At 38.6% G+C, this 26,511-nt stretch carries 28 protein-coding genes, 1 tRNA gene and 1 pseudogene; 1 reads left to right on the top strand and 29 read right to left on the bottom strand.

The window, feature by feature from the left end; all coding sequences use genetic code 11:
• Positions 1 to 80 precede the first annotated feature (80 nt).
• From LKI_RS07545 to LKI_RS07465, 16 genes and pseudogenes are all read right to left on the bottom strand, one after another.
• Entirely contained in the window at positions 81 to 1,103 is a 1,023-nt protein-coding gene (locus tag LKI_RS07545; protein WP_013103543.1) for a HoxN/HupN/NixA family nickel/cobalt transporter, read from the bottom strand.
• A gap of 40 nt (positions 1,104 to 1,143) precedes the next feature.
• Positions 1,144 to 1,932: an L-threonylcarbamoyladenylate synthase gene (locus LKI_RS07540; protein ID WP_013103542.1), complete on the bottom strand. Its 789-nt coding sequence runs from the start codon at positions 1,930 to 1,932 to the stop codon at positions 1,144 to 1,146.
• A 61-nt stretch (positions 1,933 to 1,993) separates the two neighbouring features.
• The gene (gene leuD, locus LKI_RS07535) at positions 1,994 to 2,578 is read right to left on the bottom strand and encodes a 3-isopropylmalate dehydratase small subunit (protein ID WP_013103541.1); all 585 of its coding nucleotides are present in this window, start codon (positions 2,576 to 2,578) and stop codon (positions 1,994 to 1,996) included.
• A gap of 9 nt (positions 2,579 to 2,587) precedes the next feature.
• Positions 2,588 to 3,964 carry a 3-isopropylmalate dehydratase large subunit gene (gene leuC / locus LKI_RS07530; protein WP_013103540.1) on the bottom strand — a complete coding sequence of 459 codons (1,377 nt, stop codon included), beginning with the start codon at positions 3,962 to 3,964 and terminating at the stop codon, positions 2,588 to 2,590.
• Positions 3,961 to 5,034, bottom strand: a pseudogene (gene leuB, locus LKI_RS07525) (3-isopropylmalate dehydrogenase). The gene leuC and the pseudogene leuB overlap by 4 nt, the downstream one beginning before the upstream one ends.
• A complete protein-coding gene (locus LKI_RS07515; RefSeq protein WP_013103537.1) occupies positions 5,034 to 6,206 on the bottom strand; it encodes a 2-isopropylmalate synthase in 1,173 nt (390 codons plus the stop codon). The pseudogene leuB and the gene LKI_RS07515 overlap by 1 nt, the downstream one beginning before the upstream one ends.
• A gap of 303 nt (positions 6,207 to 6,509) precedes the next feature.
• Positions 6,510 to 6,815 carry a metal-sulfur cluster assembly factor gene (locus LKI_RS07510; protein ID WP_041762637.1) on the bottom strand — a complete coding sequence of 102 codons (306 nt, stop codon included), beginning with the start codon at positions 6,813 to 6,815 and terminating at the stop codon, positions 6,510 to 6,512.
• Between the two features lie 2 nt (positions 6,816 to 6,817).
• On the bottom strand, positions 6,818 to 8,248 hold the full coding sequence (gene sufB / locus LKI_RS07505) for a Fe-S cluster assembly protein SufB (RefSeq protein WP_013103535.1): 1,431 nt from the start codon (positions 8,246 to 8,248) through the stop codon (positions 6,818 to 6,820).
• A 14-nt stretch (positions 8,249 to 8,262) separates the two neighbouring features.
• Positions 8,263 to 8,697: a Fe-S cluster assembly sulfur transfer protein SufU gene (sufU, locus tag LKI_RS07500; RefSeq protein ID WP_013103534.1), complete on the bottom strand. Its 435-nt coding sequence runs from the start codon at positions 8,695 to 8,697 to the stop codon at positions 8,263 to 8,265.
• Positions 8,684 to 9,910, bottom strand: a complete 1,227-nt coding sequence (locus tag LKI_RS07495) for an aminotransferase class V-fold PLP-dependent enzyme (protein ID WP_013103533.1) — start codon at positions 9,908 to 9,910, stop codon at positions 8,684 to 8,686. Before LKI_RS07495 ends, sufU begins: the two co-directional genes overlap by 14 nt.
• A complete protein-coding gene (gene sufD / locus LKI_RS07490) occupies positions 9,897 to 11,078 on the bottom strand; it encodes a Fe-S cluster assembly protein SufD (protein ID WP_013103532.1) in 1,182 nt (393 codons plus the stop codon). Before sufD ends, LKI_RS07495 begins: the two co-directional genes overlap by 14 nt.
• Before the next feature lies 1 nt (position 11,079).
• Positions 11,080 to 11,880: a Fe-S cluster assembly ATPase SufC gene (gene sufC / locus LKI_RS07485; RefSeq protein ID WP_013103531.1), complete on the bottom strand. Its 801-nt coding sequence runs from the start codon at positions 11,878 to 11,880 to the stop codon at positions 11,080 to 11,082.
• Positions 11,858 to 12,718 carry a helix-turn-helix domain-containing protein gene (locus tag LKI_RS07480; protein WP_013103530.1) on the bottom strand — a complete coding sequence of 287 codons (861 nt, stop codon included), beginning with the start codon at positions 12,716 to 12,718 and terminating at the stop codon, positions 11,858 to 11,860. Before LKI_RS07480 ends, sufC begins: the two co-directional genes overlap by 23 nt.
• A 297-nt stretch (positions 12,719 to 13,015) precedes the next feature.
• Positions 13,016 to 14,344 (bottom strand): DEAD/DEAH box helicase, encoded by a 1,329-nt coding sequence (locus tag LKI_RS07475; RefSeq protein ID WP_013103529.1) that lies wholly within the window; start codon positions 14,342 to 14,344, stop codon positions 13,016 to 13,018.
• 3 nt (positions 14,345 to 14,347) lie between these two features.
• Entirely contained in the window at positions 14,348 to 15,349 is a 1,002-nt protein-coding gene (locus tag LKI_RS07470; protein ID WP_013103528.1) for a Gfo/Idh/MocA family protein, read from the bottom strand.
• Complete coding sequence (locus LKI_RS07465; RefSeq protein WP_041762787.1) at positions 15,346 to 16,083, bottom strand: GH25 family lysozyme; 738 nt, start codon at positions 16,081 to 16,083, stop codon at positions 15,346 to 15,348. Before LKI_RS07465 ends, LKI_RS07470 begins: the two co-directional genes overlap by 4 nt.
• Before the next feature lie 185 nt (positions 16,084 to 16,268).
• Here LKI_RS07465 and LKI_RS07460 point away from each other — a divergent pair, with 185 nt between their 5' ends.
• The gene (locus tag LKI_RS07460; protein ID WP_013103526.1) at positions 16,269 to 17,498 is read left to right on the top strand and encodes an aminopeptidase; all 1,230 of its coding nucleotides are present in this window, start codon (positions 16,269 to 16,271) and stop codon (positions 17,496 to 17,498) included.
• 55 nt (positions 17,499 to 17,553) lie between these two features.
• Here LKI_RS07460 and proC read toward each other — a convergent pair whose 3' ends face one another.
• From proC to recR, 13 genes are all read right to left on the bottom strand, one after another.
• The gene (proC, locus tag LKI_RS07455) at positions 17,554 to 18,321 is read right to left on the bottom strand and encodes a pyrroline-5-carboxylate reductase (protein WP_013103525.1); all 768 of its coding nucleotides are present in this window, start codon (positions 18,319 to 18,321) and stop codon (positions 17,554 to 17,556) included.
• Between the two features lie 59 nt (positions 18,322 to 18,380).
• On the bottom strand, positions 18,381 to 19,022 hold the full coding sequence (locus LKI_RS07450; protein ID WP_013103524.1) for a deoxynucleoside kinase: 642 nt from the start codon (positions 19,020 to 19,022) through the stop codon (positions 18,381 to 18,383).
• 70 nt (positions 19,023 to 19,092) lie between these two features.
• The gene (locus LKI_RS07445) at positions 19,093 to 19,854 is read right to left on the bottom strand and encodes a M15 family metallopeptidase (RefSeq protein ID WP_013103523.1); all 762 of its coding nucleotides are present in this window, start codon (positions 19,852 to 19,854) and stop codon (positions 19,093 to 19,095) included.
• Between the two features lie 81 nt (positions 19,855 to 19,935).
• The gene (locus LKI_RS07440) at positions 19,936 to 20,559 is read right to left on the bottom strand and encodes an NAD(P)H-binding protein (protein WP_013103522.1); all 624 of its coding nucleotides are present in this window, start codon (positions 20,557 to 20,559) and stop codon (positions 19,936 to 19,938) included.
• A gap of 118 nt (positions 20,560 to 20,677) precedes the next feature.
• Positions 20,678 to 20,750, bottom strand: a tRNA-Lys gene (locus LKI_RS07435).
• A gap of 199 nt (positions 20,751 to 20,949) precedes the next feature.
• Positions 20,950 to 21,942 (bottom strand): UDP-glucose 4-epimerase GalE, encoded by a 993-nt coding sequence (gene galE, locus LKI_RS07430; RefSeq protein ID WP_013103521.1) that lies wholly within the window; start codon positions 21,940 to 21,942, stop codon positions 20,950 to 20,952.
• A gap of 40 nt (positions 21,943 to 21,982) precedes the next feature.
• Complete coding sequence (locus LKI_RS07425) at positions 21,983 to 22,720, bottom strand: acyl-[acyl-carrier-protein] thioesterase (protein ID WP_013103520.1); 738 nt, start codon at positions 22,718 to 22,720, stop codon at positions 21,983 to 21,985.
• A gap of 51 nt (positions 22,721 to 22,771) precedes the next feature.
• Complete coding sequence (rsmI, locus tag LKI_RS07420; protein WP_013103519.1) at positions 22,772 to 23,653, bottom strand: 16S rRNA (cytidine(1402)-2'-O)-methyltransferase; 882 nt, start codon at positions 23,651 to 23,653, stop codon at positions 22,772 to 22,774.
• Between the two features lie 2 nt (positions 23,654 to 23,655).
• Positions 23,656 to 24,582 carry a DNA polymerase III subunit delta gene (locus tag LKI_RS07415; protein ID WP_013103518.1) on the bottom strand — a complete coding sequence of 309 codons (927 nt, stop codon included), beginning with the start codon at positions 24,580 to 24,582 and terminating at the stop codon, positions 23,656 to 23,658.
• On the bottom strand, positions 24,582 to 24,911 hold the full coding sequence (locus LKI_RS07410; RefSeq protein WP_013103517.1) for a cyclic-di-AMP receptor: 330 nt from the start codon (positions 24,909 to 24,911) through the stop codon (positions 24,582 to 24,584). The genes LKI_RS07415 and LKI_RS07410 overlap by 1 nt, the downstream gene beginning before the upstream one ends.
• Before the next feature lie 5 nt (positions 24,912 to 24,916).
• Positions 24,917 to 25,561: a dTMP kinase gene (tmk, locus tag LKI_RS07405; RefSeq protein WP_013103516.1), complete on the bottom strand. Its 645-nt coding sequence runs from the start codon at positions 25,559 to 25,561 to the stop codon at positions 24,917 to 24,919.
• Between the two features lie 66 nt (positions 25,562 to 25,627).
• Positions 25,628 to 25,894 (bottom strand): YaaL family protein, encoded by a 267-nt coding sequence (locus tag LKI_RS07400; RefSeq protein ID WP_013103515.1) that lies wholly within the window; start codon positions 25,892 to 25,894, stop codon positions 25,628 to 25,630.
• The gene (gene recR / locus LKI_RS07395) at positions 25,891 to 26,496 is read right to left on the bottom strand and encodes a recombination mediator RecR (RefSeq protein WP_013103514.1); all 606 of its coding nucleotides are present in this window, start codon (positions 26,494 to 26,496) and stop codon (positions 25,891 to 25,893) included. The genes LKI_RS07400 and recR overlap by 4 nt, the downstream gene beginning before the upstream one ends.
• Positions 26,497 to 26,511: the final 15 nt, after the last annotated feature.

Genomic DNA, 26,511 nt, shown 5'->3' with positions numbered 1-26,511 from the left:
GATAAATAACACAAAAGAACGCATAATAAATCGACGCTGCCATTTACTATGCGTTCACAAAATGACTTAATAAGTCAGCATCAACTTGTTGGCTCTCTTTCAGATAAGTTCAAAACACGCCACATTGTCAATGCAATAATCCAAGTCACTGCGAAAATGGCAACTAGTATCAATCCCAGTTGGTTAAAATCTAACCCGATTGCCCAGTTTGACAAACCATTATGCCAATGAAATATCACACGCATTGACTGGACAAAGTCAACAAAACTAATGAATCCTGCTGCCATGATTGAAATACCTGTTAAAATTAAATTATAATAAACTTTACGATAAGATGACGAGACAATCCAAGTGTAGGTCGTACTCATAAAAAAACCATCAATGGTATCCATTAAACACATGCCCGCCGTAAACAATAATGGAAAGGCTAACGTCGTATACCAAGCTATGCCAGCGTTTGCAGCAGTAGCAGAGGTGGCTAGAACGGCAATTTGAGTTGCCGTATCAAATCCCAAACCAAATAGGAAACCAACGATGGCCACTTGCCAATTATGTTTAATTAATTTCAATAATTTCAAAAATAGAACATAAATTTTTGATTGTTCCATAGTGTGTCGTTTATCTGATTGTTGTACATCAGATCCCATATGTTTAAAATTGATCCAAATGCTTCGTAAAATAAATGTGTTGACAATGGTCAACATGAGTAACATGATCGCTGCAATCATCGTGCCTAAAACACCACCAATTTGTTCAAACACGGGCATCGATTCCTTAGCCCATTCAACAAATAACACAGTGACGAGTGCCATTAATACAACGACCATTGAATGTCCAAAAGAGAAACTAAAACCAACACCACGCGTATTTTTACCATCATTTAACATTTTACGCGTCATATTATCAATGGCTGCAATATGATCCACATCAAAAGCATGACGTAAGCCAAAAGTAAACGATAGGTATGCCATACCAATAATTTCAGGATATTGTGTTACGCCTGACATTAAGAGTAATATGCCAGCGATCAAAATTAAAACAATAAAACTGCCATATCGTATCACATCAGTTCTTAACATCGTACTTTTCGGTGGATTTAACATATCTTTTCTCCTTGTATCAGTGACACACTTAGGTGTCTGTTCAGTAATAGTAGCCGTGACGATAATCCCATGATGCGAAAATGTCGCTCATAATTTTCATGATTTTATCCACATCTAGTCCTTTTCGAATAACAATTGGCGCTGGTTGCATACCCACAACACCATTTTGTTCCGGAATGAGCTGACCGGTCTCATCAACCATAGATACCATCACTCCTTGTTCGTAGCGTGTATCTAGCGTCTTGTCGGGTTGAATTGAGGCCACATAATCATCTGCTTCAATAATGAGGTCAGCAGCATTTTCAATTTGGTCACCAATACCAGTTACCAAACCACGATTTCCCTTACCAGATGGATTAGCTGAACTGGCAAATGAAAACTTACCATACTTTTCCCACATTTCTTTGGCGATATTTTCACTTGGTGTCCCAAACTTGATAACAAAGCAACTCGTTTCACGTTGATCCATCATCAAATCTTTTGTGCCATCATTTGGTATCTTACTGATAGCTTCTGCTTGCCATGGCAAGATACAACCCAACAAAATGTCCTCATCCCAATGTGTTTGATACATTTGTTCGATTTCAGGTGTCATTTGTGCTAATTGTTTAACCTGTTCTACTGAACCACATAGTACGACACCTGGTTTATTACGCTTGCGATTCTTAGCAGCAAATTTGCGTTCCAACCCTTTATCGTCTGAAGTCATGATAATGTAACCCACTTTTGTTGGGCTAACAATCATTCCCCCATCTTCTTTCAAGATATTAATGGCTTCTTCTTGAATACCACCGTTCCAATGAACCTTTGCTGTTGTTGCTTCTGTCATGGTAAAATACCATCCTTTTAATATATTATTTTTTATTTCTGATTATAAATGCGTTACGCGTTTATCCAAAATTTGGTCGTTGCTTTTCAAATGCTGAAATCAATTTTTTATATTTCATCGTGTTATCAATATCATCTTCACCATTGATAAATTTTTCTTTCCATTGTGAGTTGATATCAAAATGGAAAGTATGGTTTTTATAAGTCACCGTTTGTTCGAGTAAATCAATTTGAATATCTTCATCTGCTTGAATGCCCCGCAATATTTTCCGATTTTCTTCAGGCAACACAATTGGCAACAAGCCGTTTTTGGTGGAATTCATGTAAAAAATATCTGAAAATCCGCCGCCAATGACTGCCCTGAATCCATAATCTGTTAACGCCCATACCGCGTGTTCTCGTGATGAGCCTGATCCAAAATCATTGCCTGTAATTAAAATTGAAGCCTCCTGATGCTCTGGCTTGTTCAATTCAAATGTTTCATTTAGTGAACCGTCAGGATTGTATCGCCAATCAAAAAATAAATCTTTCCCAAAACCTGTCTTTAAGATGTTTTTCAAAAATTGTTTGGGCAAGATAATATCCGTATTAATGTTGTCATTTGGAATAACAACCGCCCTGCCTGTTTCTCTTACAAAAGCTTCCATATCATTCCCCTATACAAATTCATCTGTCGTAATATCAACGAAGTGACCAGCAATCCCTGCTGCAGCAACCATAGCTGGAGAAGCCAAATGCGTTCTTGATCCTGCACCTTGGCGTCCAATGAAGTTTCTATTTGATGTTGACGCAACATGCTTGCCTGCTGGAATTTTGTCAGGATTCATTGCCAAACACGCCGAACATCCTGGCTCACGCCATTCACAACCAGCATCTTCAAATATTTGAGCAATGCCCGATTTGATTGCACGATTTCGAATGGCCCGACTACCTGGCACGATCCACGCAGTGACGTTGGGCGCTAAATGACGTCCTTTCATCATATTTGCGGCAATTTCAAGATCCTCATAACGGCTATTCGTACATGACCCGATGAAAATATAATCCAACTTAATGTCAACCGGCTTCATATTAGGATGTAAGCCAATATATTCATAAGCGTTTGCATCATTATCATCTTTGATTTCTGGTAAAGATTGGTCGACCGGTGTCGCCATACCAGGATTTGTTCCCCATGTCACCATCGGTTTCAAATTTGATACATCAAAAGTCAATGTCTCATCAAAGTCATTTTCATCATCTGTGTAGAATTGTGACCAATATTTTTTGGCTGCTGCAAAGTCTTTGGGTGCTTGCTCACGTCCCTCAATGTAATCAAATGTTGTTTGATCTGGCTTTACCATACCTGTTTTGGAACCAGCTTCAATGGACATATTGCATATGGTCATACGAGCTTCCATTGAGAGTTGCTTAATCGTTTCACCGTAAAATTCAATGGCGTAACCAACGCCAAATGACACACCATATTGCGCAATAATGCCCATAATAATGTCTTTCGCGTATGTGTTTTTAGGCAGCATTCCAGTAACTTTTATCCCCATCGTTTTTGGTTTAACTTGCCAAATTGTTTGGGTCGCTAGTACGTGCTCGACTTCGGAAGTCCCAATGCCAAAGGCGATTGCACCAAACGCACCATGAGTTGCTGTATGGGAATCACCACAGACAATCACTTTAGCCGGTTGTGTTAACCCTCGTTCTGGTCCCACGACATGAACGATTCCTTGCTTATCATCACCAATTGATGCCAATGGCACATCAAATTCTTTTGTATTTTTAACGAGTGTATCCATCTGCAATCGAGACATTTGATCTTGCACATTAAATATATCTTTCGTTGGCACATTATGATCCATAGTTGCAAAAGTTAAATCTGGTCGTCTAACACGTCGATTTGTACTTCTTAATCCGTCAAAAGGTTGTGGCGAAGTCACCTCATGAATGAGGTGCAAATCTACGTAAATTAACTGCGCTTCGCCAATTTTCCCTGTAATCACATGTTTTTCCCAGATTTTATCAAATAATGTTTGAGTCACTTTACAGCCTCCAAGTCATAATTCTCAATGCATTCAATTATTTTTTCTGTCACTTCAATCGTTGTCATTGTGCCACCCATGTCTGGTGTCACAAAATGATTTTCAATAATATAATCTACTGCTTTAGAAATTTTATCTGCAATTCTTTTTTCATCAAAGCTTTCCGTCAACATCATGGCGACCGTATTCACCATAGAGATGGGATTAGCTATGCCTTTCCCAGCTATATCAGGTGCTGAACCATGAATTGGTTCATACAAATTGGGACCACTTTCACCAACAGACATTGAAGGTATTTGCCCGATTGAACCTGTAATTTGAGCTGCTTCATCACTTAAAATGTCTCCAAACAGGTTTGGTATAATCACAACATCGAATGTTGCGGGTTTTAACATAATAGCCATCGTCATCGCGTCAACATAGTAATCGTCGATTGTCACCTCCGGATAACTTTTGCCAACTTCATGAGCAATCTGCCGCCAAAACTTTGATGTAGCCAATACATTTGATTTATCAACAATGGTGACATGCTTGTTCCGTTTTTGTGCCATTTTAAAACCTTGGTGCATAATACGAGTTACTTCTTCTTCACTGTAATACATCGTATCAATCGCTTGATGCGCTTCCAGTTTGCGCGGCTTTCCAAAATAAGCACCAGAGGTCAACTCACGAACGATGACAAAATTTGTATTTTCAACATATTCTGGCTTCAGTGGTGAGCGGTCAATTTGCGCTGCTGTCACTCTAGTTGGCCTGATGTTAGCAAACAGGTTGAGGTTTGATCTCATTTCTAGTAACCCTTGCTCTGGGCGGCGTGGCGCATTATCTCATTTCGGCCCACCAATTGCACTAAGTAGCACCGCATCAGCCTGTTTTGAAACATCAATCGTTGATTGTGGTAGTGGGTCTCCAGCACGGTCAATCCCGTCACCGCCAAACGGTGCCTCTATTAGTTCATAAGAGAACGGCTCATTTCTGGTTGCAGCATCTAATACTGTTAACCCAGCTGTCATAATTTCAGGACCAATATAATCGCCTTTCAATACGACTATTTTTTTAACTGCAGTCATTATTGATTTCCCACCGTTTCTTTTTCTGCAACACTTTGCATAATCCGCTTTAATTGCTCATCTGTAATCAAATCAGATTCTTCAGCAATTGACTTAAAAATTGGGAAAACGACTGCCATATCATCACGTGTTATATCATATCCTAAGTGGTTTAGTTTTGACATGACAGCATGTGACCCTGAGAGTTTACCCAGAGGCAAAGATGCCGTAACCCCAACCATTTCTGGCTTCAAGATTTCATACGTTTCTGGATTTTTTAAATAACCATCTTGATGAATGCCAGACTCATGTGCAAACGCGTTTCGTCCCATAATTGGTTTATTGCCGGCAACAGGCATACGTGTTGCGCGTGCCACCATGTCTGATAGTGCTTTTGATTGAGGCAACATAATAGCCGTTTCAACATTGAATTTTTCATGTCGAACATGTATGGCGGCAGCTACTTCAATCATGTCGACGTTTCCAGCACGTTCACCAATGCCATTAATTGTCCCTTGAATTTCTGTCGCACCATGCGCAATGCCTGCCAAAGCATTGGCCGTTGCCATACCCAAATCATTATGTGTATGTGTTGACCAACCAACTGCGTCAAAACCAACAATATTTTGACGCAAGTTTTCAAAAACTTCACCGTATTCTTCTGGCGTATCATAACCAACCGTGTCTGGTATGTTAATCATTGTCGCACCAGCATCAATAGCTGTTTGTACGCTGGCTACCAAAAACTCAGGTTCAGTTCGTGTGGCATCTTCAGGTGAAAATACAATATCTTGGATATATTGTTTCGTGAAAGTAACATCTGATTTAATTTTGTCTAATATTTCTTGTTTAGTCATATGCAATTTAAATTCGCGATGGATCGGCGAAGTTGCAATAAACACATGAATCATTGGATGTTTTGCATCCTTTGTTGCCTCAATAACCGCATTAATATCATTTCTGACCATTCGTGCCAAACCGACAATTTTTGCGTTATCCACAACTTCTGCGATTCTTTTCACTTCTTCAAAATCTTTCTGAGAAGCTGCAGGAAATCCTGCTTCAATTGCTGCAACACCATAATCATCCAATCCTTTTGCGATTTCAATCTTTTCATCAATTGAAAAATTTACTCCGATTGTTTGTTCACCATCACGCATTGTTGTATCATAAAAAGTTACTTTATTTATCATGTTTTTCTCCTTAAATTAAAAATCCCGGACCAGTCAATTTGACTAGTCCGGGATCATGCACTCACATCCTTTAATTCACTAGCCATTAGATAAATACCTAACAACCAGCTTAAAAGCTCAACTTGCTAGGATAGTCTGAGCAAGCTGAGGAGAAGGGCTGAGTTTATTTTATTAATTTGTGCTATAACCTGATTTCTCATGTGAAAAACTTCCTTTTAATTTAATAATCTAATCATAACTACTTTATAATTTATCGTCAATTGCAAGGCATATTTTATTCCAATTTTATATAATTCAATCCTTTTATAATCCTAATGCCATTTTTGCGTATCGTGACATTCTATCAATTCCCCAAGCAGGTTCCCATGTAAGTTCAACTTTGGTTGTTTTGACTTCTGGTATAATTTTCAATGCTTTTATAATCATTTCTTCTAAAACGCCTGTTAGTGGACAACCCATCGTAGTTAATGTCATGTTTATGGTGACATCACCATTTGTTGCCATATCAATATAATTGATCAAACCTAAATTAACAATATCAATTTGTAACTCTGGATCAATCACATTTGTTAAAGTTGCCATTATTCTATCTTCTAATTCCGACTGCATAATTATCCTACCGATCCAACCATTTCAAACTTCATTAAGCGATTCAATTCTACAGCATATTCCATTGGTAGCTCCTTAGTAAATGGTTCAATAAAGCCCATCACAATCATTTCAGTTGCCTTTTCTGCCGAAATGCCTCGTGTCATCAAATAATACAATTGTTCTTCTGACACTCGTGATACTTTAGCCTCATGCTCCATTGACACATTACCATTTAATATCGTGTTGTAAGGTATGGTATCTGCAGAAGACTGATCATCCACTAGAATTGTGTCACACTCAACATGTGCAAAAGACCCATCGGATTCACGACCAAATTTAACGGTACCCCGATAATCTGTTACGCCACCATCATGAGCAATAGATTTTGAAATAATTGAAGAAGAGGTATTTTTTGCGTGATGAATCATTTGTGCACCCGAATCCAAATGAACACCTGAACCGGCAACCGCAATAGATAACATGGTCCCCCGTGCGCCTTCCCCTTCTAAATAAACCGATGGATACTTCATCGTTGTTTTGGAGCCAAAATTGCCATCAACCCATTCCATTGTGGCATTCTCATGCGCTGCTGCACGCTTTGTTTCCAATGAATACACGTTATTCGACCAGTTTTGTATCGTTGTATAACGGCAATAAGCATCTTTTTTAACAATCACTTCAACAACTGCTGCATGTAATGCATCCCCTGAATACATTGGCGCTGAACAGCCCTCCACATAATCAACATGTGCCCCTTCATCAACAATAATTAATGTACGTTCAAACTGACCCTCGTTTTCAGTGTTAATTCTAAAATATGATTGAATAGGTGTTGTCACGCGAACACCCTTCGGCACATAAATAAAGGTGCCACCTGACCACGCTGCTGAATTCAACGCCGCCATTTTATTGTTTGTTGGCTTTACTAAAGATCCAAAGTACGCTTGAACTAATTCTGGATATTCTTGAACTGCCGTATCCGTATCTGTAAAGATAATACCAGTTTTTTCAAATTCTGCCTTCATTTTATGGTAAACAACCTCGGACTCATATTGCGCTGATGATCCTGCCAGCCATTTACGCTCAGCTTCTGGTACACCTAGGCGCTCAAAAGTTGCCTTAAGTTCGGCTGGCACATCATCCCAATCACGGTATTTATCATTCGTTGGTTTATTATAATAATAAATGTCGTCAAAATTAATATCACTTAAGTCTGGTCCCCATGTTTGCATCGGCATATCTAAATACGTCTGATAGGCTTGCAAGCGATAATCTAACATCCATTGTGGTTCTTTTTTCTTAGCTGATATTTGGCGAATAATTGTTTCATTGATGCCTTTGCCTGTTGAAAATACAGCCTGATAGTTATCTTGGAATCCTAATTCGTCGGCTTTGTTAACATTAATCGCTGCTTTTGTACGCTCAAGTGCTGCTTGTCGTTCAATTTCCATCGCCTATTCCCCTTTTAATTCTTACTGGTCAAAAGTTCGTCTAATGCATGCCATGCTAATGTTGCACATTTGATACGTGCTGGGAATTTTGTCACACCAGCCAACAATTCCGCCTCACCTAATAGCACCTGATCATGGGATTCTCCCATTGTCATGCTAGAAAACTCAGAGATCATCTTTTGCGCTGCAGACAGTGTCCTGTTTAAGACCAAATCAGTCATCATTGACGCAGATGCCTTAGAAATAGCACAACCGTCACCATCAAAATGTATGTCAGAAATCACTTGATCATGGGTTGTTATCGCTATTTCAATAACATCACCACAAGTTGGGTTATATTTTCTGACAGTATATTGATCTGCTACTGTAACTGGATGATAATGATGAGGATTTTGAGCATAGCCCATAATGGCTTGCCGGTATAAATTGTCTAAGTTATGTAAAGCCATTTTGAAAATATTCCTTTATCTTTTTTATTGTTGCGACTAATCGATCAATTTCTGCAGTGGTGTTATAAAGATAAAGACTTACACGTACGGTTGCCGTCAGATCTAAATAATTCATCAGTGGTTGTGCACAATGATGTCCAGCTCTAACTTCAATACCCTCTTGATCCAATGCCGTAGCCATGTCATGCGCATGTATACCATCCACGTTGAATGCAATCACAGCCGTATGCTCTTTAATATTTTGCGGCCCATAAATCGTCACACCCACAATACTTTTTAACTTTGGTAATGCATAAGATACTAAATCATGTTCATATTGGTTCACATTTGACATACCGATTGTCGTCAAATAATCAATGGCTGCACCCAGCCCAATTGCCCCAGCTACATTGGGTGTGCCTGCCTCAAAACGCCAAGGTAAGGGTTGAAAAATGGCGTCATGTAATGAAACAGATTCAATCATTTCACCACCAAATTGCGCAGGCTTCATATTGTCTAAGATTGATTTTTTACCATACAAAATGCCAATACCCATCGGTCCCATCATCTTGTGTCCAGAAAACGCGAAAAAATCAGCTGATAGTGCCTGTACATCAATCGCCATATGTGGCGTCGATTGCGCGCCATCCACAACAATTATAGCGCCATGTTGATGTGCCAAATCCGCTAAATCTTTAATGGGATTAATAACGCCTAGCACATTGGATGCATGCGCAATTGATACAATCTTTGTTTTGTTCGTAATCTGAGTTGCAGCATCTGTCATATTTAATGTGCCGTCAGCGTTCAGTCCAATATATTTTAAAGTGGCCCCAACTCGCTTAGCCAACTGTTGCCAAGGAACGATGTTTGAATGATGTTCCATGTAAGAAATAACAATTTCATCTCCCTGATGAATATTGTCAATGCCATATGTGCTGGCGATCCAATTGATTGACTCAGTTGTACCACGGGTAAACAAAATTTCCTCACGTTGACTCGCATGAATAAAGTGCTGTACTTTATCTCTCGATGCTTCATACAATTGCGTCGCACGTTGAGATAATTCATAAATGCCACGATGGACATTCGCATTATCTTGTTCATAATAATTTACAATGGTATCAATCACCTGCTGTGGTTTCTGAGCAGTTGCCGCACTATCTAAATAAATCATTGGCTTTTGATTAATCACTTGATCCAATACTGGAAAGTCATGCCTAATTTCCCTCATATTGTAATTTCCTCTCTATCTCATCAATTACCGCTTGCCGCGCTGCTTTGGTAGGCATCTTTGCCAAAATTTGTCCCATAAAACCACGAATAACTAATTTTCTAGCTACTTTTTCAGTTAGTCCACGGCTCATTAGATAATACATCTGTTGCTCGTCTACGCGACCAACAGAGGCTGCGTGACCAGCCGTCACATCATTTTCGTCAATTAAAAGTAACGGATTTGCTTCACCACGTGCATGATGCGATAGCATCAATACGCGTGATTCTTGTTGGGCATCAGATCCTTTTGCGCCCTTAATAATGCGGCCGATGCCATTAAAAATCAAAGCAGAATGATTCAAGATAACGCCACGTTGAAAAATATGTCCCACAGAATGCCGACCTGTATTGCGAACTTCTGTCACTAGTCCCTGTGTCTGCTTTTTATGTGTTAGTGCAATGACGCCGACATGTGACGTTGCCCCCTCACCATTTAATCGGCTCTCTAACTTTGTAATCACATTGCCATCGTTGAATGATACATTAGACCAGTCAACTGTGGCATGGTCCCCTACATTGGCTTGTCTATTAATATAGCCAGTAGTTTTCTGTGAAAAAGCATCGACATTAGCGTAATTTACTTGAGCACCTGTTGCTGCCAGGACTTCAATTACTACTGATGCTTTAGATTTTTCTAAATCGGCACTATGAATTAGTTGCATCATATCTACTGTCACATTTTGACCAACATACACAAAAATTCGCGCGATGAAATCTTTTCCTGTCACCGATAGATGATTGAGCGTCAGATGTAACACATGCTTGATTTGCGTGTTGTCAGGAATATAAAGAAAAATACCAGTGTTAAAAGCATTGAAATTCTGAGCCGCCAAGCGGTCCAAATTATTCGGTATCACGCTGCCAATTAACTTTTTTACCAGTTGCTGATGCCGTTGCTGTGCATCTTGCATACTCATCAAGATAACACCCTGTCTAATCAGGTCATCTGTTAACTTGCTGTATGTTGTTGATTGTCCACTAACTTCAATACCCAATTCTTCCTGATTGAAATAACCTTGATCCGTAAACTCTAGAGCCGGTTGCATATCATCTAATAGCCAGGCATGATACCTCACTTTAGCAAAAATTGGCATTGGTAGATCTTTTATGCTTTTATTATCAATCATGCTATTTCCCCAAAACGCCACTATCGGCGTCTTCATCTGTCAACGTGATGTCCAAGCCAAGCTCATCTCTTAATCCTTTATATCCTTCTGCTTCAAGTTTTTTAGCGAGTTCGGCACCGCCAGTTTTCACAATTTTACCACCCATCATCACATGAACAAAATCAGGAATGATGTAATCTAATAGACGTTGGTAGTGGGTAATCATTAATGCTCCAAAATCATTTGAGCGCATATGATTAACACCGCGAGAAACAACTTTTAAAGCATCAATATCTAAGCCTGAATCAATTTCATCCAAAATAGCAATCTTGGGCGCAATCATCATCATTTGTAAAATTTCATTTCGCTTTTTTTCGCCACCAGAAAAGCCTTCATTTAAATAACGTTCTGCCATTTCTTCTGTCATTGATAAAAATTCACGTTTCTCATCTAGTTGTTGAATAAAGGTCATAATATTAATTTGATCATCGTCAGCACGTCGTGCATTAATCGCAGCACGCATAAATTCAGCATTAGTCACACCTTGAATTTCTGACGGATATTGCATGGCTAAAAATAACCCAGCACGTGCACGCTGATCAACTGTCATTTCTGACAAGTTTTGATCGTCTATATAAATATGACCTGACGTCACTTGATATGCAGGATGTCCCATAATTGTTTGTGATAAAGTCGATTTTCCTGTGCCATTTGGTCCCATAATCGCATGAATTTCCCCTGTGTTAACGGTTAAGTTAACACCCTTTAAAATTTCTTTTTCTGCAACTGAAACGTGTAAATCAACTATTTTTAATGTTGTCATTGCCATTTTCCCTTTTTCGTTGTTCGATTTTATTTAAGAGTTCTTCATTACCGTGCATTTTAGCAATCACACGCGCGCTTTTAATCATTTCATTGACCACAAACGACTGACTTTCCCATGTATCACTAACTTCAATCATTAACCAAAATAAATTATCCAAAAAATAGGTACTATTATTTTTGGTAGTTTGTTCAATTGCTTCAGTAGCAAACGTCATCGCACACTTATAATTTTTAACTAACAGCTGATATTGTGACAATAAATACATTGTGATCGCATGAAATATTGAATACTGATCCAAAAAAATCAGCTGTTTGTATTTTTTGAGATCCTCAAATATTTTTCGTGCCGCATCTAATCTACCCGAGTGATAATAATAGTGTAAGGTAATGGCGTAAAATGCATATTGCTGCGCTGATGATAAACTCACAATGTCAATTTGTTTGATTAATTGTTTTGCTTGCCCATCGTCTTTTCGCCAAATTACAGTTGCAAAATATTGCATGATTTGATACTTTCCGACCTCGAATATACCTAAAAGCCGTCCATCCAAATTATACATGTATTTATCAAAATTCGTCAGATTTTGATAACCAAGTGACGTCATCGCATGACACAATACTGTCTCGTTTTGCCGTTTACTCACTTTTATCGGAAAAATATCATTTAAAGTAATATCTAAACGCTCACATAACGCCATCATGATATCAAAAGCAGGTATTTGTTGATGATTTTCAAATTTTGATAACGTTGCTTGTGTACAAATACCATCAGATAAGGTAGCTTGTGATAATTTTAATTGCTTTCTAGCATCAATAAATTTTTCAATATTTATCATATTTACCACGACTCCTTGTTAACCTACAAAAAAGCACCCTAACTTAAATATCAGTTAGGGTGCTGCCATTAAATATACCCAACTGTCTACGTCTACAAGTAAGAACAGTAGGCAGTTGCAAAAATGCCCACTTAGTCTTTCATGAGAAGTCGGGCAGAAATAGTATTATCATTAATATTGTCTTGGTACATATTACGCATATTTGTGTATTTCCTATCAAACTATTTTGAATTGATTATAGTTCTCTCACAAGCAAAAGTCAAACCTTTTCTGCTTTACTGGAAATGACTAAAGCATTTATTCTTCACGTTTATTTGCCCATTTCGGCTTTCCTTTATCTTTTGATGCTTTCAAGCGTTTCTTCTTTTTAGGTTTATCAATAACAGACGACAAACGCTTCGATTCAACTATCGTTGATTTTTGGTTTGAAACATGTTGATGTTGTTTAGCAATCGTCTTGTTAACTGTACTCTCAGCAGTAACCTGGTCATCAAGCGTATATTTCAAATCTTTCGTCACACTACGAGCCTGTTTTGGCTTTTCATCATGCAGATTAACTGCCTTAACTAATTCAAAATCATCCCCTAATTCCCGCTTCAGATTTCTAATATCATGATCATTGCCAAGATTTAACACCTGACCAGCTTTACCCATACGGCCTGTACGACCCGTACGATGGACATAAGTTTTTTTACTTTGTGGTATTTGTGCATTAATAACTAATGGCAAGTCCTCGATATCTAGCCCACGGGCAGCAACATCGGTTACTAATAACAGCGCAACCTCACCTTTTTTAAAAAGACGTAACGCATCAGCACGCTGAACTTGACGCTTATCATTACTACCAATACTCATGACACTCACATGTGCATGTTGTAAGGTCGCTTGCATACTCACCAAAGCACTAATTGTATTGAAAAAAACTAAGGCTTGCTGGTTATGTCGCGCTAATTGAATCAGTATATTTGATTTAGCTTTTTGATCAACATATTGGAATTCATGCTTAATTGCTGCAGGCGCATCTGTCCCTACTGAAATTGGTCGTACTTCTTGATGAAACGTATCAAAAACATATTTCAAATCAACACCTGATGTAGCAGAAAATAAGCCAAGTTGTACACTTGTTGGGAGTTGGTCAGCAAGTGCTTGCAAACTATCATGGCGTTCATCTGTCAGCATCTCGTCTGCTTCATCAAAAACAACTGTTTGGAGGGTATTTAATTTTAATACACCGCCTTCAGACATTGTTAATACACGACCAAGCGTACCAATGACGATGTGTGGCTTTTCTTTTTTTAATTTATCTGCCTGACGTCGACCATTAGCGCCACCAATTAAGCTCGCCACTGACACGCCAACCTGTGCGCCCCATTCGCGCGCGACAGCTGTTGTTTGCATCGCTAACTCTTGACTCGGTGCTAAAATCAACACTTGTGTTCGCTTGGCATGCGTATCAATACGCGACAATAAAGGTAAGATAAATGCCAGTGTTTTTCCTGTGCCAGTTGGTGCTAGACCAAATACACTCTCACCATCTGAAAATCTTTCCCATACAGCATCTTGTATGGGTGTTGGCTTTTCAAAGTCTGTTTTAAACTTGTCTTGTAATTCTTGTTTGATTGTCATTAATTAATATTCTTTCTGATCAGCCGGAAATACAATATTTGCCGACGAACGTAGGTCAAACAAGGTTTGGTTGACTTGTTTAGCAAGCTGAAACCATTGACTATAACGCACATGATTACCTACAGGATCATTAATCACATCCGCAAAATCTTGTGCTTCGTGAATCATTGGGTTATCATCAATGACTTGACCAATGTTATCCTGTTGCCCATCACCATCATAATAAGTTACTGTCTCTAATTCAGCAATGTTTGATATTGAGAGGGTTTCTTTTAGTCCATAAATTTCACTTGGTAGATAAGAGTTAGCACTTTTACCAAATAATACCGTAACATTAAAGTCATCATAAAACAGGTTGGCCGTACCTTTGCCATCCGCACCATTAGTCAGTAACGTTGGTAAATACTGTACAGCACGTGGTGCGCCAAACAGCGCAATAGCAGCATAGATTGGATAAACACCAAGATCATATAACGCGCCACCACTATAGGTACGTGTCAATACATTAGGCTCTTCACCTGCCAAATAGGCATCATAACGTGAAGAATATTTTTGATAAACAAGCGTTGCACCCTGTAATTGTGTCAATTCACCCATTGTTTGTTGAATGAGCTTAAAATTAGGTTGATGTATATGGCGCGCAGCTTCAAAATAGCGCACCTCAGGATGTTGGGCTAACACGCGTTCAATTTCACTAAATTCTGTTGGATTACTTGTTGTTGGTTTTTCAACAATCACATGTACACCGGATTCAATGGCTACTTTTGATTGTTCAAAGTGAAACGCATTAGGCGAAGCAATATAAACAACATCGATATTTGTGTATAAGTCACTCAACGTTGTCACAATATCCACATCATCAACTGCCAAGGTGTTTAAAAATGCTTCACCCCGTGCCTCTGTACGAGAATAAATTTTTGTAAGCTCATATTCGCCAGTTTTATATGCCGCTTCAATAAACATTTTTGTAATCCAATTGGTACCAATAACACCGAATTTAATCATTTTATCTCCTCAAATTCTTTTTCTGTGCCATTAAAGACACTAGTTGGCATCTTTATCGCCTTCAAACCCGTTCCTATTGTATGATCTTCACTGTACTGAATAAATTGATTGGTCACCTTTTTATCATTAGCGTGACTACTGATCAACCAATACTTTGTTTGCGAAATGGTTGATGCAAGTTGCTTCTTAACATCAGGAGTAGTATATATGACAACCGCCTTCTCATAATGTGCGGTCAATGTCTGAATTAAGGTAGCTAAACGTTCTTTACTATCTTGCGCAGACACTTGATCTTGCGTGACATAAATAGCAATCGGTAACTGTCCTATTTTATCGCCAACTTTATCAATAAAATATTGTGCTTGTGTATCGGCATTGGTACTTGAATCATAAACCTGTATACTACCGACTTTTAGCTTAGCTGCGGATGCACGATCGTAATTCGATTGATAATCATCATCAGAAAAAGATGCGCCCGTTGTCGCACGCAAGTAAGTAAAATCAATACCGTTGGATGTTAAATTATGATAATCAACATAGCCAGACGTTTGGTTAATTGCCACGCCCTGTACCGAGAAACCGGGCGGTGTCGTATCCGCTACTGGTAACACCGGTTTAGCAAAGAACCATACCCCACCAGTAGCAATCATACCACCGATAATCAGAAGCCAAGTCAAAAATGATAATGATTTTTTTGTGTTGTTTTTTTGTGTTATTACAGAGTTATTCATCATAATATCCATTATACAAAATTTATAGCTCATTCGCGCGCTTATTACATTAATCTTATATCACAAATCAATAATTTGCATGATTGACAACTTGAAGGCGTTAACTTTTCATGAGATAATTAATGCATCATTAAAATTTTACGGAGGAATATGTTAGATTTATAAATATATCTAACATAATAGATAACATGTCATTAGAAACAAAATTAGATAAATATGCTGATCTCATCATCAAACGTGGCGTCAATGTTCAACCTGGTCAAACAATTATTTTGTACGCAGCCGTTGATGAAGCATACTTTGCTCGTAAAATTGTTCGTGCAGCTTATCAAGCTGGTGCACGAGAAGTTGTCTTAGAATGGTCTGATCAACAGATAACAAAAGACTTTCTAACGTATGCACCTGCTGACCGTTTAGAAAATATTCCCGCCTATGAAGTTGCAAAGGCGAATGAACTAATGGATAATTACGCATCACGCATTTCTCTTGTATCGCAAGATCCTGATGGTTTGTCCAACGTCGATCCTATACGGCTTGATACTTTCACTAAATCTAAACAAAAAGCCCTAGGTCGAGTAAGAGAAGCAACCATGAAAGATGATATTTCATGGTTAGTTGTCGCTGCTGCTGGTCAGAAATGGGCGGAAAAAGTATTTCCCAATTTGGATGGCACCGATGCAGTTGAACGTTTATGGGAAGAAATTTTAAAAGATGTCCGCGTAGATGAAACGTCAGACGCACTTGAAAACTGGACGACTCATATCGAACATCTGAAAGAAAAAGCCGATTGGCTAAATGAGCAGAATTTCAAAGAATTACACTACAAAAACGACAAATCAGATTTTACGATTGGATTAGCGACAGGACATATTTGGGAAGCGGCTTTTTCGCATGACAAAGCTGGTCATATTTTTATTCCAAACATGCCCACTGAAGAAGTCTTTACTGCACCAGACAACCGCCATATTAATGGCCATGTCGCAGCAACTTTACCACTATCTTATCAGGGGAACTTAATTGAAAATATCACGCTAGATTTTGAAAATGGCCGCATTGTCAAAGCAACAGCCACAAAAGGCCGTGATGTTTTAGAAAAGTTAATTGCTACTGACGATGGCTCAAAATCACTTGGTGAAGTTTCTCTTGTCCCAGATCCCTCACCCATTGCTCAGGGTGGTGTTTTATTTTATAACACACTGTTTGATGAAAATGCTTCTGATCACTTGGCAATTGGTGCAGCATATGCTTCCAATATCACTGGTGGCAAAACTGATAAACCAGAAGATCTAGCAAAACGCGGTTGGAATATTTCAGATGTTCACGTTGATTTCATGATTGGCTCATCTGATATGATGATTGATGGTGTTACACATGATGGTACAGTAGTTCCTGTTTTTCGTTCTGGTGATTGGGCATAAAAAAATGAAACTGTACGCCCTGTTAGCTTACAATTTCATTATAAGATACCAAGACTCACAAATGCTTATGTGAAATGGTAGCATTTATAGCATGTAATATCGTCTCATCAAAATTTTGTGCCTTAAAATCATCTAATCCTGCACGTGTTGATCCGCCAGGTGATGCAACTGTGTCTTGTAGTTCTTGTGCTGTTTGTTTACTTAATGATAATGTTTTAGCAGATCCCAATACAGTTTGTGTCGCAATTTTTGTCGCCAATGTCGGTTCTAATCCATTTTCAACACCTGCTTGTGCTAATGCATCAATAAATTTAAACACATAGGCTGGCCCTGATCCAGCAATGGCCGAGAAGACTGCAAATTGTGATTCATCTACAGCAACACGTTCGCCCAGGTAAGATGAAAATGTTTGAAAAACATGATTATTTTCCGCCGTTAATTTTGTCTGAGAAAAAGCTGTCACACCAAGATTAATGGCAACATTGACATTCGGCAACGTACGCACGACCTGTGTGGTGTGTGTCGCTGACGTTAATTGAGCAACTGTCACACCAGCCAAAACAGACACAACAAGCTTATTTTTAAAATCTAATTGTGCCGTCACATTTTCTAATTGATTAGGCAAAAAAGCTAAAATAATGATATCACTGTCATCAATAAGATTTTGTGCCGGCAAAGCTACTATCCCGAATCGTTCAGCTAACTTGTCAGCTGAACGTGGCGAGGTAACGCCAATATCACTCGCTGGCACATTCTTGTTTAGTAACCCAGTAATGATGGCCTGTGCCATATTGCCTGTACCAATAAAACCATACTTAATCATATCTAACCTCCAATGTATATTTTAACAAAAGACGATGAGTCATGACTCATCGTCTTTTGTTAAGCATTAACTTCTAACAATTTTGCATCAATCATATTTAGAACTTGGTCGCGTGCATGATCATCCATGACAAAATCAAATTGATCGCCATCAATTTGTACCTTAGGTGATCGATCATATGCTTCAAACCAAGCATCGTAACGCTTATTTAGTTCCTTATAATAATCATACAATCCCGGATTACCAGCAATTTGTTCAAACGAACGACCACGCTTTTCAATGCGATCAAGCATGGTTTCAAAGCTAACACGAACATGAATGAGCAGATCAGGATTTTTAATATCTGCCACGCCAGCGATATCCGCCATCATATTATCAACAAGTGATTTATAGATGTCTACTTCTGTTTGTGTTGCACGATCAAGATCTGCTGTTAATTGAAATAGTAGCGCATCTTCATAAATTGACCGATCTAAAATATTATTCTTTCCAGATGATTGGGCAACTTTTATTTGTGCCAATCGCTTATTTAAAAAATAAATTTGCAATAAAAAGCCATATTTTTTAGGGTTATCATAAAACAAAGGCAAAATTGGATTATCCTCGACACTTTCATAAAATGCCTTTGACTCTAAATGATCCGCCAACATTTCGGTTAAACTTGTTTTGCCAGCGCCAATGGTTCCTGATAATACAATCATACCTATTCTCCTAATTTCTATTAATTATGATACATACTCAGTATATCAAAATTTTTGCCGATTTTCTGTTCTAAATTTTCCCGGATTTTGTTAATTCATCAACATATGCTTCTAAAGTGAGATGATGTTTTGTCATATACTTAGCATTTGCGACACCAACGTAACGAAAATGCCACGATTCATAATCAATACCTGTTTGTGCAACCGACTTTTTATCATTCATATACCGTAGCACAAAACCATAATCTGGTGCATGTTGAATTAACCATTTTTGTGAAGCAAATTCATCCATCTGTGCCATTAACATAGGATATTTAGCCACAGCATCGCTACCTGCTAAATCAACTGCTAGTCCTGTTTGATGCTCTGAAGAACCAGGCGTCTGAATCACACTCTGCGTTAATTTAGTTGCCTCTGATTGACTGAGCCCATCTGCCTCATGTTGCGCAATCGATTGGTTGTAAATTTGTGTTTGATAGGCAACAGATCGATAAGCCGAAACGAGCGTTGTTGTATAACCTGCCTGTTTTGAACCCGCACGAAAGTCAGCTAGCGGTTGTTCAATACGTTGATCCAATTGTTTTGTATCAACCGTGACTTTTTTGAAATTGATCTCATTTTGATGTATATGCTGCTTGTTAACTAAAAGTAACTGCCAATCTGATGCCCTCACACCTTTTGGTAGCTTATCACTTGCTCGTGCCACCTGAGACTGTCTAACCGATTGTTGTACTTTGCTTTGCTGATGTTTGTGCATCGGTAAATAGACGATAACAGCCCCAATCACACCAATTAAAATGAATGCCCCAATAGTTTTCTGTCCCTTAGTCATAAATAACCGTCACCCTTCATGTACCCTAACAATTATTGTACCATTAGAATGTTATTTCGGTGAACGATTATTTGACAGTTATTAAACAGCATCTGTGACCGATAAACGGTTTTGATGTATTGTTGGTGTTTCAAGTTCGTCAAGCACAGCCAACGCCATGTTACCTGTCGTCACATGGGAGTTACCTTCACTATCCAGTACAATTTTATCATGGGTCAGTTCATACTTCGTGGCTTCGCCAACGATAAAGTTACTTTGCGGTGAAAAACCAACCCAGTCCACATCCTTTATCCAACGCAAAAATGTCAGTTCATAAAAACCATGCTGTGGCTCATTAATCCATTCATCACTACCTGGAATAGATTTTAAATCTTCAAGTAGCAGGTTACCCGTCACATTTTCAAGTGAAGCGGCTCCTAACATGAAAACACCACGTACCTTTGTACCACGTAAGAGATGAATGAGATGCGTCGCAGCATCTAAAATCAATTCTGGTTTTTGATGATTTGCAAATGTATTAACAACAACATCAAATCCTTTAATATCATCAGTTGTTAAATCAAAGACATCTTTGACTACTATATTAACATCTTTAATTTCAACCGTTTTGCGAACAAAAGCAGTCACCTGATGACCACGCTTAACTGCCTCAATCGTAATCGCACTACCCGCATTTCCTGTTGCACCAATAACTGCAATTTTCATAATAAGCCCCTTTTCTTTTTATTTTACCATGATACACAATCATTAACTATCATCATAAACAAGCGGTATTAATCCAAAATAAAAAAACCAATACAAATTGTATTGGTTTTTTATTTAGTGGACAGCCAGGGGCTCGAACCCTGGACCCACGGATTAAGAGTCCGTTGCTCTACCAACTGAGCTAGCTGTCCATTCGTCACTTTCACAACAAGATGTAGTATACCATGTATTTTTATTTCTTGCAACATGTGTTTAATTTTTTGAATCAGCCCACCTGACAAAATATCACATAACACACCTAATAATTATTCGTGTTGTAAATGTCATACTATCGTTATTAATATCCAACAAAAAAATTACGACAGATCGTCGTAATTTTCTCACTAGGTTTTATTTATCATTGTAGCCTTTTGGATGGTTTTTATGCCAATTCCATGCTGTTTTAATAATATCTTGGACATTATCATACTTTGGTTGCCATCCTAACACATCACGTGCTTTATCAGAATTAGCAATCAAAATATCAGGATCGCCAGCACGACGTGGGCCAATTTTTGATGGTATATTAACACCGGTCGCCTCACGTGCTGCTTCAACCATCTCTTTAACTGAAAATCCTGTTGCTGATCCGAGGTTAAATTGATTTGAATCATGCCCATCAGCTAAGTACTTTAACGCCCTGATATGCGCATCAGCTAAATCTAACACGTGAACATAGTCACGGACATTAAAACCATCTGGTGTTTGATAATCATCACCAAACATCTCAATGTATTCTCGTTGCCCTAGACCCGCTTGTAAAATAATAGGAACCAAATGAGTTTCCGGTGTGTGGTCCTCCCCAATTGAACCATCTTCAGCAGCACCCGCGACATTGAAATACCTCAATGCGACCCATTTTACACCATCCGATTGGTCAGACCAAGCCATAATTTTTTCCATCATCAATTTCGACTCACCATAGGGATTGATTGGGTTCTGCGGATCAGTTTCTTTAATTGGAATATTAATTGGATTGCCATAAGTTGCAGCGGTTGAAGAAAAGACAATTTGCTTAACGTCATGTACCTTCATAACTTCAAGTAATGTAATCATGCCGCTAGTATTGTTATCAAAATACTTCAATGGATTAGCGACTGATTCTGGTACAATCGAAAAGGCAGCAAAATGAACGACTTGTTCAATAGCTTCTTTTTCAAACACCTCTGATAATGCAGCTTTATCACGAATATCAACTTCGTAAAACTTAGCTGCTGGATTAACAGCTTCACGATGCCCAGTGAACAATGCGTCAACAACAACAACGTCACGTCCAGCTTCAACGAGTGTTTTAACCATATGGGAGCCGATATATCCGGCGCCACCTAATACTAATACTGACATAACAGGCCTCTTTACTTTAAATTGATACTTTTAGTGTACACTAGTTGGACGCATCTCGCCACTTAAATTCTGCTTCTGCACTGATGGTATCTCCCATCATAATACGATGTTTACTAAAGTTATGCTTTAAAACAATTTGTGATTGAATCATATGTCCTAAACGAATTTCATTCTCAAATTTCAGATTAACATAGGTTACTTCATGTGCTGTTAAATAGTCAGACGCTACAACATCTTGCATCCATTCAAAATATTTTGAATTATTCACATGTTTATTGGCATCTATATCAAGATATCTCACATGATAGGTATTTTCTTCTACGACGTCATCACTCGTAATTTGCATAGGCTTAGCAATTCTTGGCACTTGCTTAACCCGTTCTGGTTGGTACTTATCAACAATATCTTGTGGTAACCGCGCCATACGCCGATTTTCAATATCAATCATTGTCCAAATAGAATTCACACGAATAATTTCATATCCCTGTGTATCAAAAAAGGCAAAACGCCGATTCACAAAGAAAGGATTATACTTCGCAGCAAATGTCCGAATTGTAATTTCTTCATTGATATTTGGTCTGCGTGTAATTTCAACTTCATACTGTAAAATAACCCAACCTAAGCCACGGCCCATGTATGTAGCTTGTCCAACATCAAGCGCATCGCTTTGTTTTTTTGATGCCAATACTGCCCAATTTAAAATCATGGGTAGCGTGAGTTTTCCTGTTGTATCAGCTTCATAGTATTCAACATGTCGCTTAATTTCAAATGTCTTCATGATCCATTTCCTTACCTCATTATGTTAAGCATTTGACCAACACACCCTGCACTATGCCAATCCATGATAATCAGAATAAACTGCCTGTCGATCCAATGCGCGTGTTTTAGCAATTTGCTTAATGGCAGCATTTGGTTTTAAACCCTTACTAATAAGGTTTTCAACAGCATCGTGCACAGACAAATTTTCATCGTCAGCTAAACGATTATCTACTTTGACCTCACCATGATAACCATCAATCAATATAACAAATTCACCCCGAATGTCATTTTCTGTGGCCCAAGCCAATAATTCCTGCGCCGTGCCACGCAAAAATTCTTCATAGCGTTTCGTTAACTCACGCGCCAAAACAACCTTGCGATCACTACCCATTACTTCTTGTATGTTTGCCAATGTTTTTCGAATACGATGTGGTGATTCATAAAAAATAATCGTGTCACGTATGGTTGATAACTGCTGTAATTCAGCTAATTGTTCATTATTTTTACGTTTTAAAAACCCATAAAAATAAAAAGGCTGTGGTACTAATCCACTAGCAATCAGGGCTGTCACACCTGCTGTAGCGCCAGGAATCGGCACAACAGTCACATTCTGCTCTACAGCTGCTGCTACCAATTCTTTTCCAGGATCAGAAATAGATGGCATGCCAGCATCACTCACTTGAGCAATATTTTTCCCCTGCAACAAAGCCGTGAGGAGGCTTGGCATTTTAGCCTGCCAATTATGTTCATGAAAACTCGTTTGTTTGGTATCAATCTCAAAATGATTGAGTAATTGTTGTGTATGCCGGGTATCTTCTGCAGCAATGAGATCCACTTGCTTTAAAATAGTTACCGCACGTGGCGTCATATCTTGTAGATTACCGATTGGTGTCGGAACCAAAAACAACGTGCCTGTTTTTGTCAGTTTATCAAAGCTTTTTTGTTGTTGCATAATCATTCTCCTAGCGCAATTGTTACATCCAACACAATTTTTTCCAACCGCGTTTGTAATGATAAGTTCGTATGCCGTAATTTGTCATCTGTTAATAAAGCATCGCTAGCCGCCAACAACTGTAATTTTGTATAATGTTGTGTCAACGTTTTATATAAACCAACAAGTGTCGGAAACTTTAGCAAGTCATCTGACAGTTGACCAAAAACGATCGTATCACGCGATAAGTCGTGCAACCAATTGAAAAATAACGTCTGCTGCTGACTATCTTTCAGCTGATTAATCACTTGTAATTGGACATAGGCAAAAGCCTCAATACGACGTTGCATCATCAGTTCAAACCACTTAAATAAGATAAGTTGTGTATTTTTCTGCCATATATCATTAATGGCATCATCTGCAACCTCATCCAACTGAAATTCGGGCGCTAAGTTCACAATTTGTGCACGTGACCGAATTGTTGGTAACACCTCATTGATATTTTCGGCTAACATAAAAATCACTTGTGGCCCAGTCGGTTCCTCAATGAACTTTAACAGTGCATTACCCGATTCCGCATGTAACGACTCCACTGCATCAAAAATAAAAACTTTTCGTGCGCTTTCCTGAGCAACCGTCGCAAATTCTGGTTTTAAAGCACGAATTTGATCAACTTTCCAAGTGCGATTTGTTCCGATCCCACTTTTAGGTAAACTAGGCTGTGCGATATTAACATCAGGATGATCATGTTCAGCTAGTCGGATCGCATTTCGTTCATTAGCACCAATAATTTTCCATGCTAAATACTGCGAAAAAGCCAACTTTTGAGGTTGACTTGGTCCAATAAATAAATATAAATGGCTCAGTTGTTTATCTTTCAGCAACGTCATAAAATGCGCAACTTGTGTAGGATAAACGGTCTCCGCAATTGTAACAAAATTAGAAGCCATTAGAATTGATGAAATGATTCAATGCTTTGCGTATATACTGTTGCACCGCCAACTTCAACTTCAACAGGATAAATGCCACCATGTTCACCACCAGCATCTAATCCGACAGGGGGAACCATATATTGCTTCCGCTTTTTTGAAACGGTTTGAATTGTATCCAAAACGGTTTGCACACGTTCATCCTCAATAGCAATCAAAAAAGTCGTATTTCCAGAACGTAAAAAGCCACCTGATGTTGTCAAACGTGTTGCGCGTATATCTGCTTTGACAAAGGCATTGCTTAATTTTGTTGTATCTTTATCTTGAACAATAGCTGTCACTAATTTCATAAAATTTATACCTCTCGATATTTCATGCGTTCTAATATGAGTTGACGTGTTGCATCCACTACGTTGTCTAGTGACTGTGTCGCATCCACTATTTTAATTCTATCAGAAAACTTAACCTGTAGTTCTAAATATGTTTTTCGCACTTTTTGATGGAAAGCGAGGCTTTCTTTATCTAACCGATCAATTTTCCCTTGACGATTAGCTTTAACACGAGCCAAACCTAATTCTGAAGGGAGGTCAAAATATATTGTTAAATCAGGTAACAACCCATCAATAGCAAATTGATTGATTTGCCAAATATGATCAACACCTAACCCACGGCCGCCGCCTTGATAAGCTAACGAACTATCAACATAACGATCGGATATGACAACCTTACCAGCTTTTAATGCAGGTAACACTGTTTCCACTAAGTGTTGACGTCGTGCTGCTGTGTATAGCAACGCTTCGGTTCTGTCATCCATCCCATTATCTTCTTCCGGTTGAAGAATCGCACGTATCGCTTCTGATATTGGATTACCACCTGGCTCACGCGTCGAAATTAAATCATCACCCAATGTCTGCTGAAATTCAGCAACTAATTGATTTAAAACGCTTGTTTTTCCGGCGCCTTCTGGCCCTTCAAATGTAATAAATAACGGCTTCGTCATTATTATTGTCACCTTTTCTTGTCATTTAATGACTAACTTGATTGTAACATTTTCCAAATATGATGACTAAAATTGGTTGCGATCTGTTTTTAAAACATGCGTTTGCATATGACCAACTGTTTTTCGGCGTCTCGCTTCTCGATATAAATAATTAAATTTGGCCTTAGTTAACGCTGTTTGAGATTGAATGAGACGAACATTAACTTGTCCGTCCAACAACGCCTCTTCAGAATTTTTTGCTGTATCCCAATCAATTTTCGCTTTATCAATTTGAAATACAAGTAATTCATCATATTCACGACGCAAATTTTTCTTTTTTTTACCAAACATCATAGTTCTGTTCGTCCTTGTACGGCTTTAATAAGTGTCAATTGATCGGCATAATCAATATCAGAGCCAACTGCCAAGCCATGCGCTAATCGTGTCACTTTAATACCGGCGGGCTTCAACAATCTTGCCAAGTACATGGCAGTAGCTTCTCCCTCGGCATTAACGTTTGTGCCTACGATAACTTCATCAATTTCCTGATGCTGGGATAACCGCCTGATTAAGCTAGGTAAATTAATATCTTCGGGACCAGTACCTGCAAGCGGTGATATGACGCCATTTAAAACGTGATACAATCCATGATAATCCCGGGTATTTTCCATTGCCATGACATCCCGAGAATTCTCAACAACAAATACCGTAGATTGGTCGCGTGATGTATCCTGGCAAATAACACATGGGTTCATAGAATTTTCTGTAATATTACCACATATTGAACAAAATGTCAGGTCATTTTTAGCAGAAAGTAGTGATTTCGAAAAATCTACCACATCATCCTCATTCATGCCCAGTGTGTAAAATGCTAATCGTGTTGCTGTTTTTGATCCAATCCCCGGCAACTTTGTATAGCTATCTATTAATTTTGCAATTGGTTCTGGATATTCCATAGTGTAAATAGCGGC

It is taken from the genome of Leuconostoc kimchii IMSNU 11154 (assembly GCF_000092505.1).
Taxonomy (GTDB): Bacteria; Bacillota; Bacilli; order Lactobacillales; family Lactobacillaceae; genus Leuconostoc; species Leuconostoc kimchii.
Note: the sequence above shows the minus strand (reverse complement) of the source record. Positions and strands in the feature narration are given on the sequence as shown.

Excerpts from the sequence above, each read along its gene's own strand:
- LKI_RS07545 (WP_013103543.1), bottom strand. The coding sequence starts at position 1,103 with ATGTTAAATCCACCGAAAAGTACGATGTTAAGAACTGATGTGATACGA.
- LKI_RS07540 (WP_013103542.1), bottom strand. The coding sequence starts at position 1,932 with ATGACAGAAGCAACAACAGCAAAGGTTCATTGGAACGGTGGTATTCAA.
- leuD (WP_013103541.1), bottom strand. The coding sequence starts at position 2,578 with ATGGAAGCTTTTGTAAGAGAAACAGGCAGGGCGGTTGTTATTCCAAAT.
- LKI_RS07515 (WP_013103537.1), bottom strand. The coding sequence starts at position 6,206 with ATGATAAATAAAGTAACTTTTTATGATACAACAATGCGTGATGGTGAA.
- LKI_RS07510 (WP_041762637.1), bottom strand. The coding sequence starts at position 6,815 with ATGCAGTCGGAATTAGAAGATAGAATAATGGCAACTTTAACAAATGTG.
- sufB (WP_013103535.1), bottom strand. The coding sequence starts at position 8,248 with ATGGAAATTGAACGACAAGCAGCACTTGAGCGTACAAAAGCAGCGATT.
- sufU (WP_013103534.1), bottom strand. The coding sequence starts at position 8,697 with ATGGCTTTACATAACTTAGACAATTTATACCGGCAAGCCATTATGGGC.
- LKI_RS07495 (WP_013103533.1), bottom strand. The coding sequence starts at position 9,910 with ATGAGGGAAATTAGGCATGACTTTCCAGTATTGGATCAAGTGATTAAT.
- sufD (WP_013103532.1), bottom strand. The coding sequence starts at position 11,078 with ATGATTGATAATAAAAGCATAAAAGATCTACCAATGCCAATTTTTGCT.
- sufC (WP_013103531.1), bottom strand. The coding sequence starts at position 11,880 with ATGACAACATTAAAAATAGTTGATTTACACGTTTCAGTTGCAGAAAAA.
- LKI_RS07480 (WP_013103530.1), bottom strand. The coding sequence starts at position 12,718 with ATGATAAATATTGAAAAATTTATTGATGCTAGAAAGCAATTAAAATTA.
- LKI_RS07475 (WP_013103529.1), bottom strand. The coding sequence starts at position 14,344 with ATGACAATCAAACAAGAATTACAAGACAAGTTTAAAACAGACTTTGAA.
- LKI_RS07470 (WP_013103528.1), bottom strand. The coding sequence starts at position 15,349 with ATGATTAAATTCGGTGTTATTGGTACCAATTGGATTACAAAAATGTTT.
- LKI_RS07465 (WP_041762787.1), bottom strand. The coding sequence starts at position 16,083 with ATGATGAATAACTCTGTAATAACACAAAAAAACAACACAAAAAAATCA.
- LKI_RS07460 (WP_013103526.1), top strand. The coding sequence starts at position 16,269 with ATGTCATTAGAAACAAAATTAGATAAATATGCTGATCTCATCATCAAA.
- proC (WP_013103525.1), bottom strand. The coding sequence starts at position 18,321 with ATGATTAAGTATGGTTTTATTGGTACAGGCAATATGGCACAGGCCATC.
- LKI_RS07450 (WP_013103524.1), bottom strand. The coding sequence starts at position 19,022 with ATGATTGTATTATCAGGAACCATTGGCGCTGGCAAAACAAGTTTAACC.
- LKI_RS07445 (WP_013103523.1), bottom strand. The coding sequence starts at position 19,854 with ATGACTAAGGGACAGAAAACTATTGGGGCATTCATTTTAATTGGTGTG.
- LKI_RS07440 (WP_013103522.1), bottom strand. The coding sequence starts at position 20,559 with ATGAAAATTGCAGTTATTGGTGCAACAGGAAATGCGGGTAGTGCGATT.
- galE (WP_013103521.1), bottom strand. The coding sequence starts at position 21,942 with ATGTCAGTATTAGTATTAGGTGGCGCCGGATATATCGGCTCCCATATG.
- LKI_RS07425 (WP_013103520.1), bottom strand. The coding sequence starts at position 22,720 with ATGAAGACATTTGAAATTAAGCGACATGTTGAATACTATGAAGCTGAT.
- rsmI (WP_013103519.1), bottom strand. The coding sequence starts at position 23,653 with ATGCAACAACAAAAAAGCTTTGATAAACTGACAAAAACAGGCACGTTG.
- LKI_RS07415 (WP_013103518.1), bottom strand. The coding sequence starts at position 24,582 with ATGGCTTCTAATTTTGTTACAATTGCGGAGACCGTTTATCCTACACAA.
- LKI_RS07410 (WP_013103517.1), bottom strand. The coding sequence starts at position 24,911 with ATGAAATTAGTGACAGCTATTGTTCAAGATAAAGATACAACAAAATTA.
- tmk (WP_013103516.1), bottom strand. The coding sequence starts at position 25,561 with ATGACGAAGCCGTTATTTATTACATTTGAAGGGCCAGAAGGCGCCGGA.
- LKI_RS07400 (WP_013103515.1), bottom strand. The coding sequence starts at position 25,894 with ATGATGTTTGGTAAAAAAAAGAAAAATTTGCGTCGTGAATATGATGAA.
- recR (WP_013103514.1), bottom strand. The coding sequence starts at position 26,496 with ATGGAATATCCAGAACCAATTGCAAAATTAATAGATAGCTATACAAAG.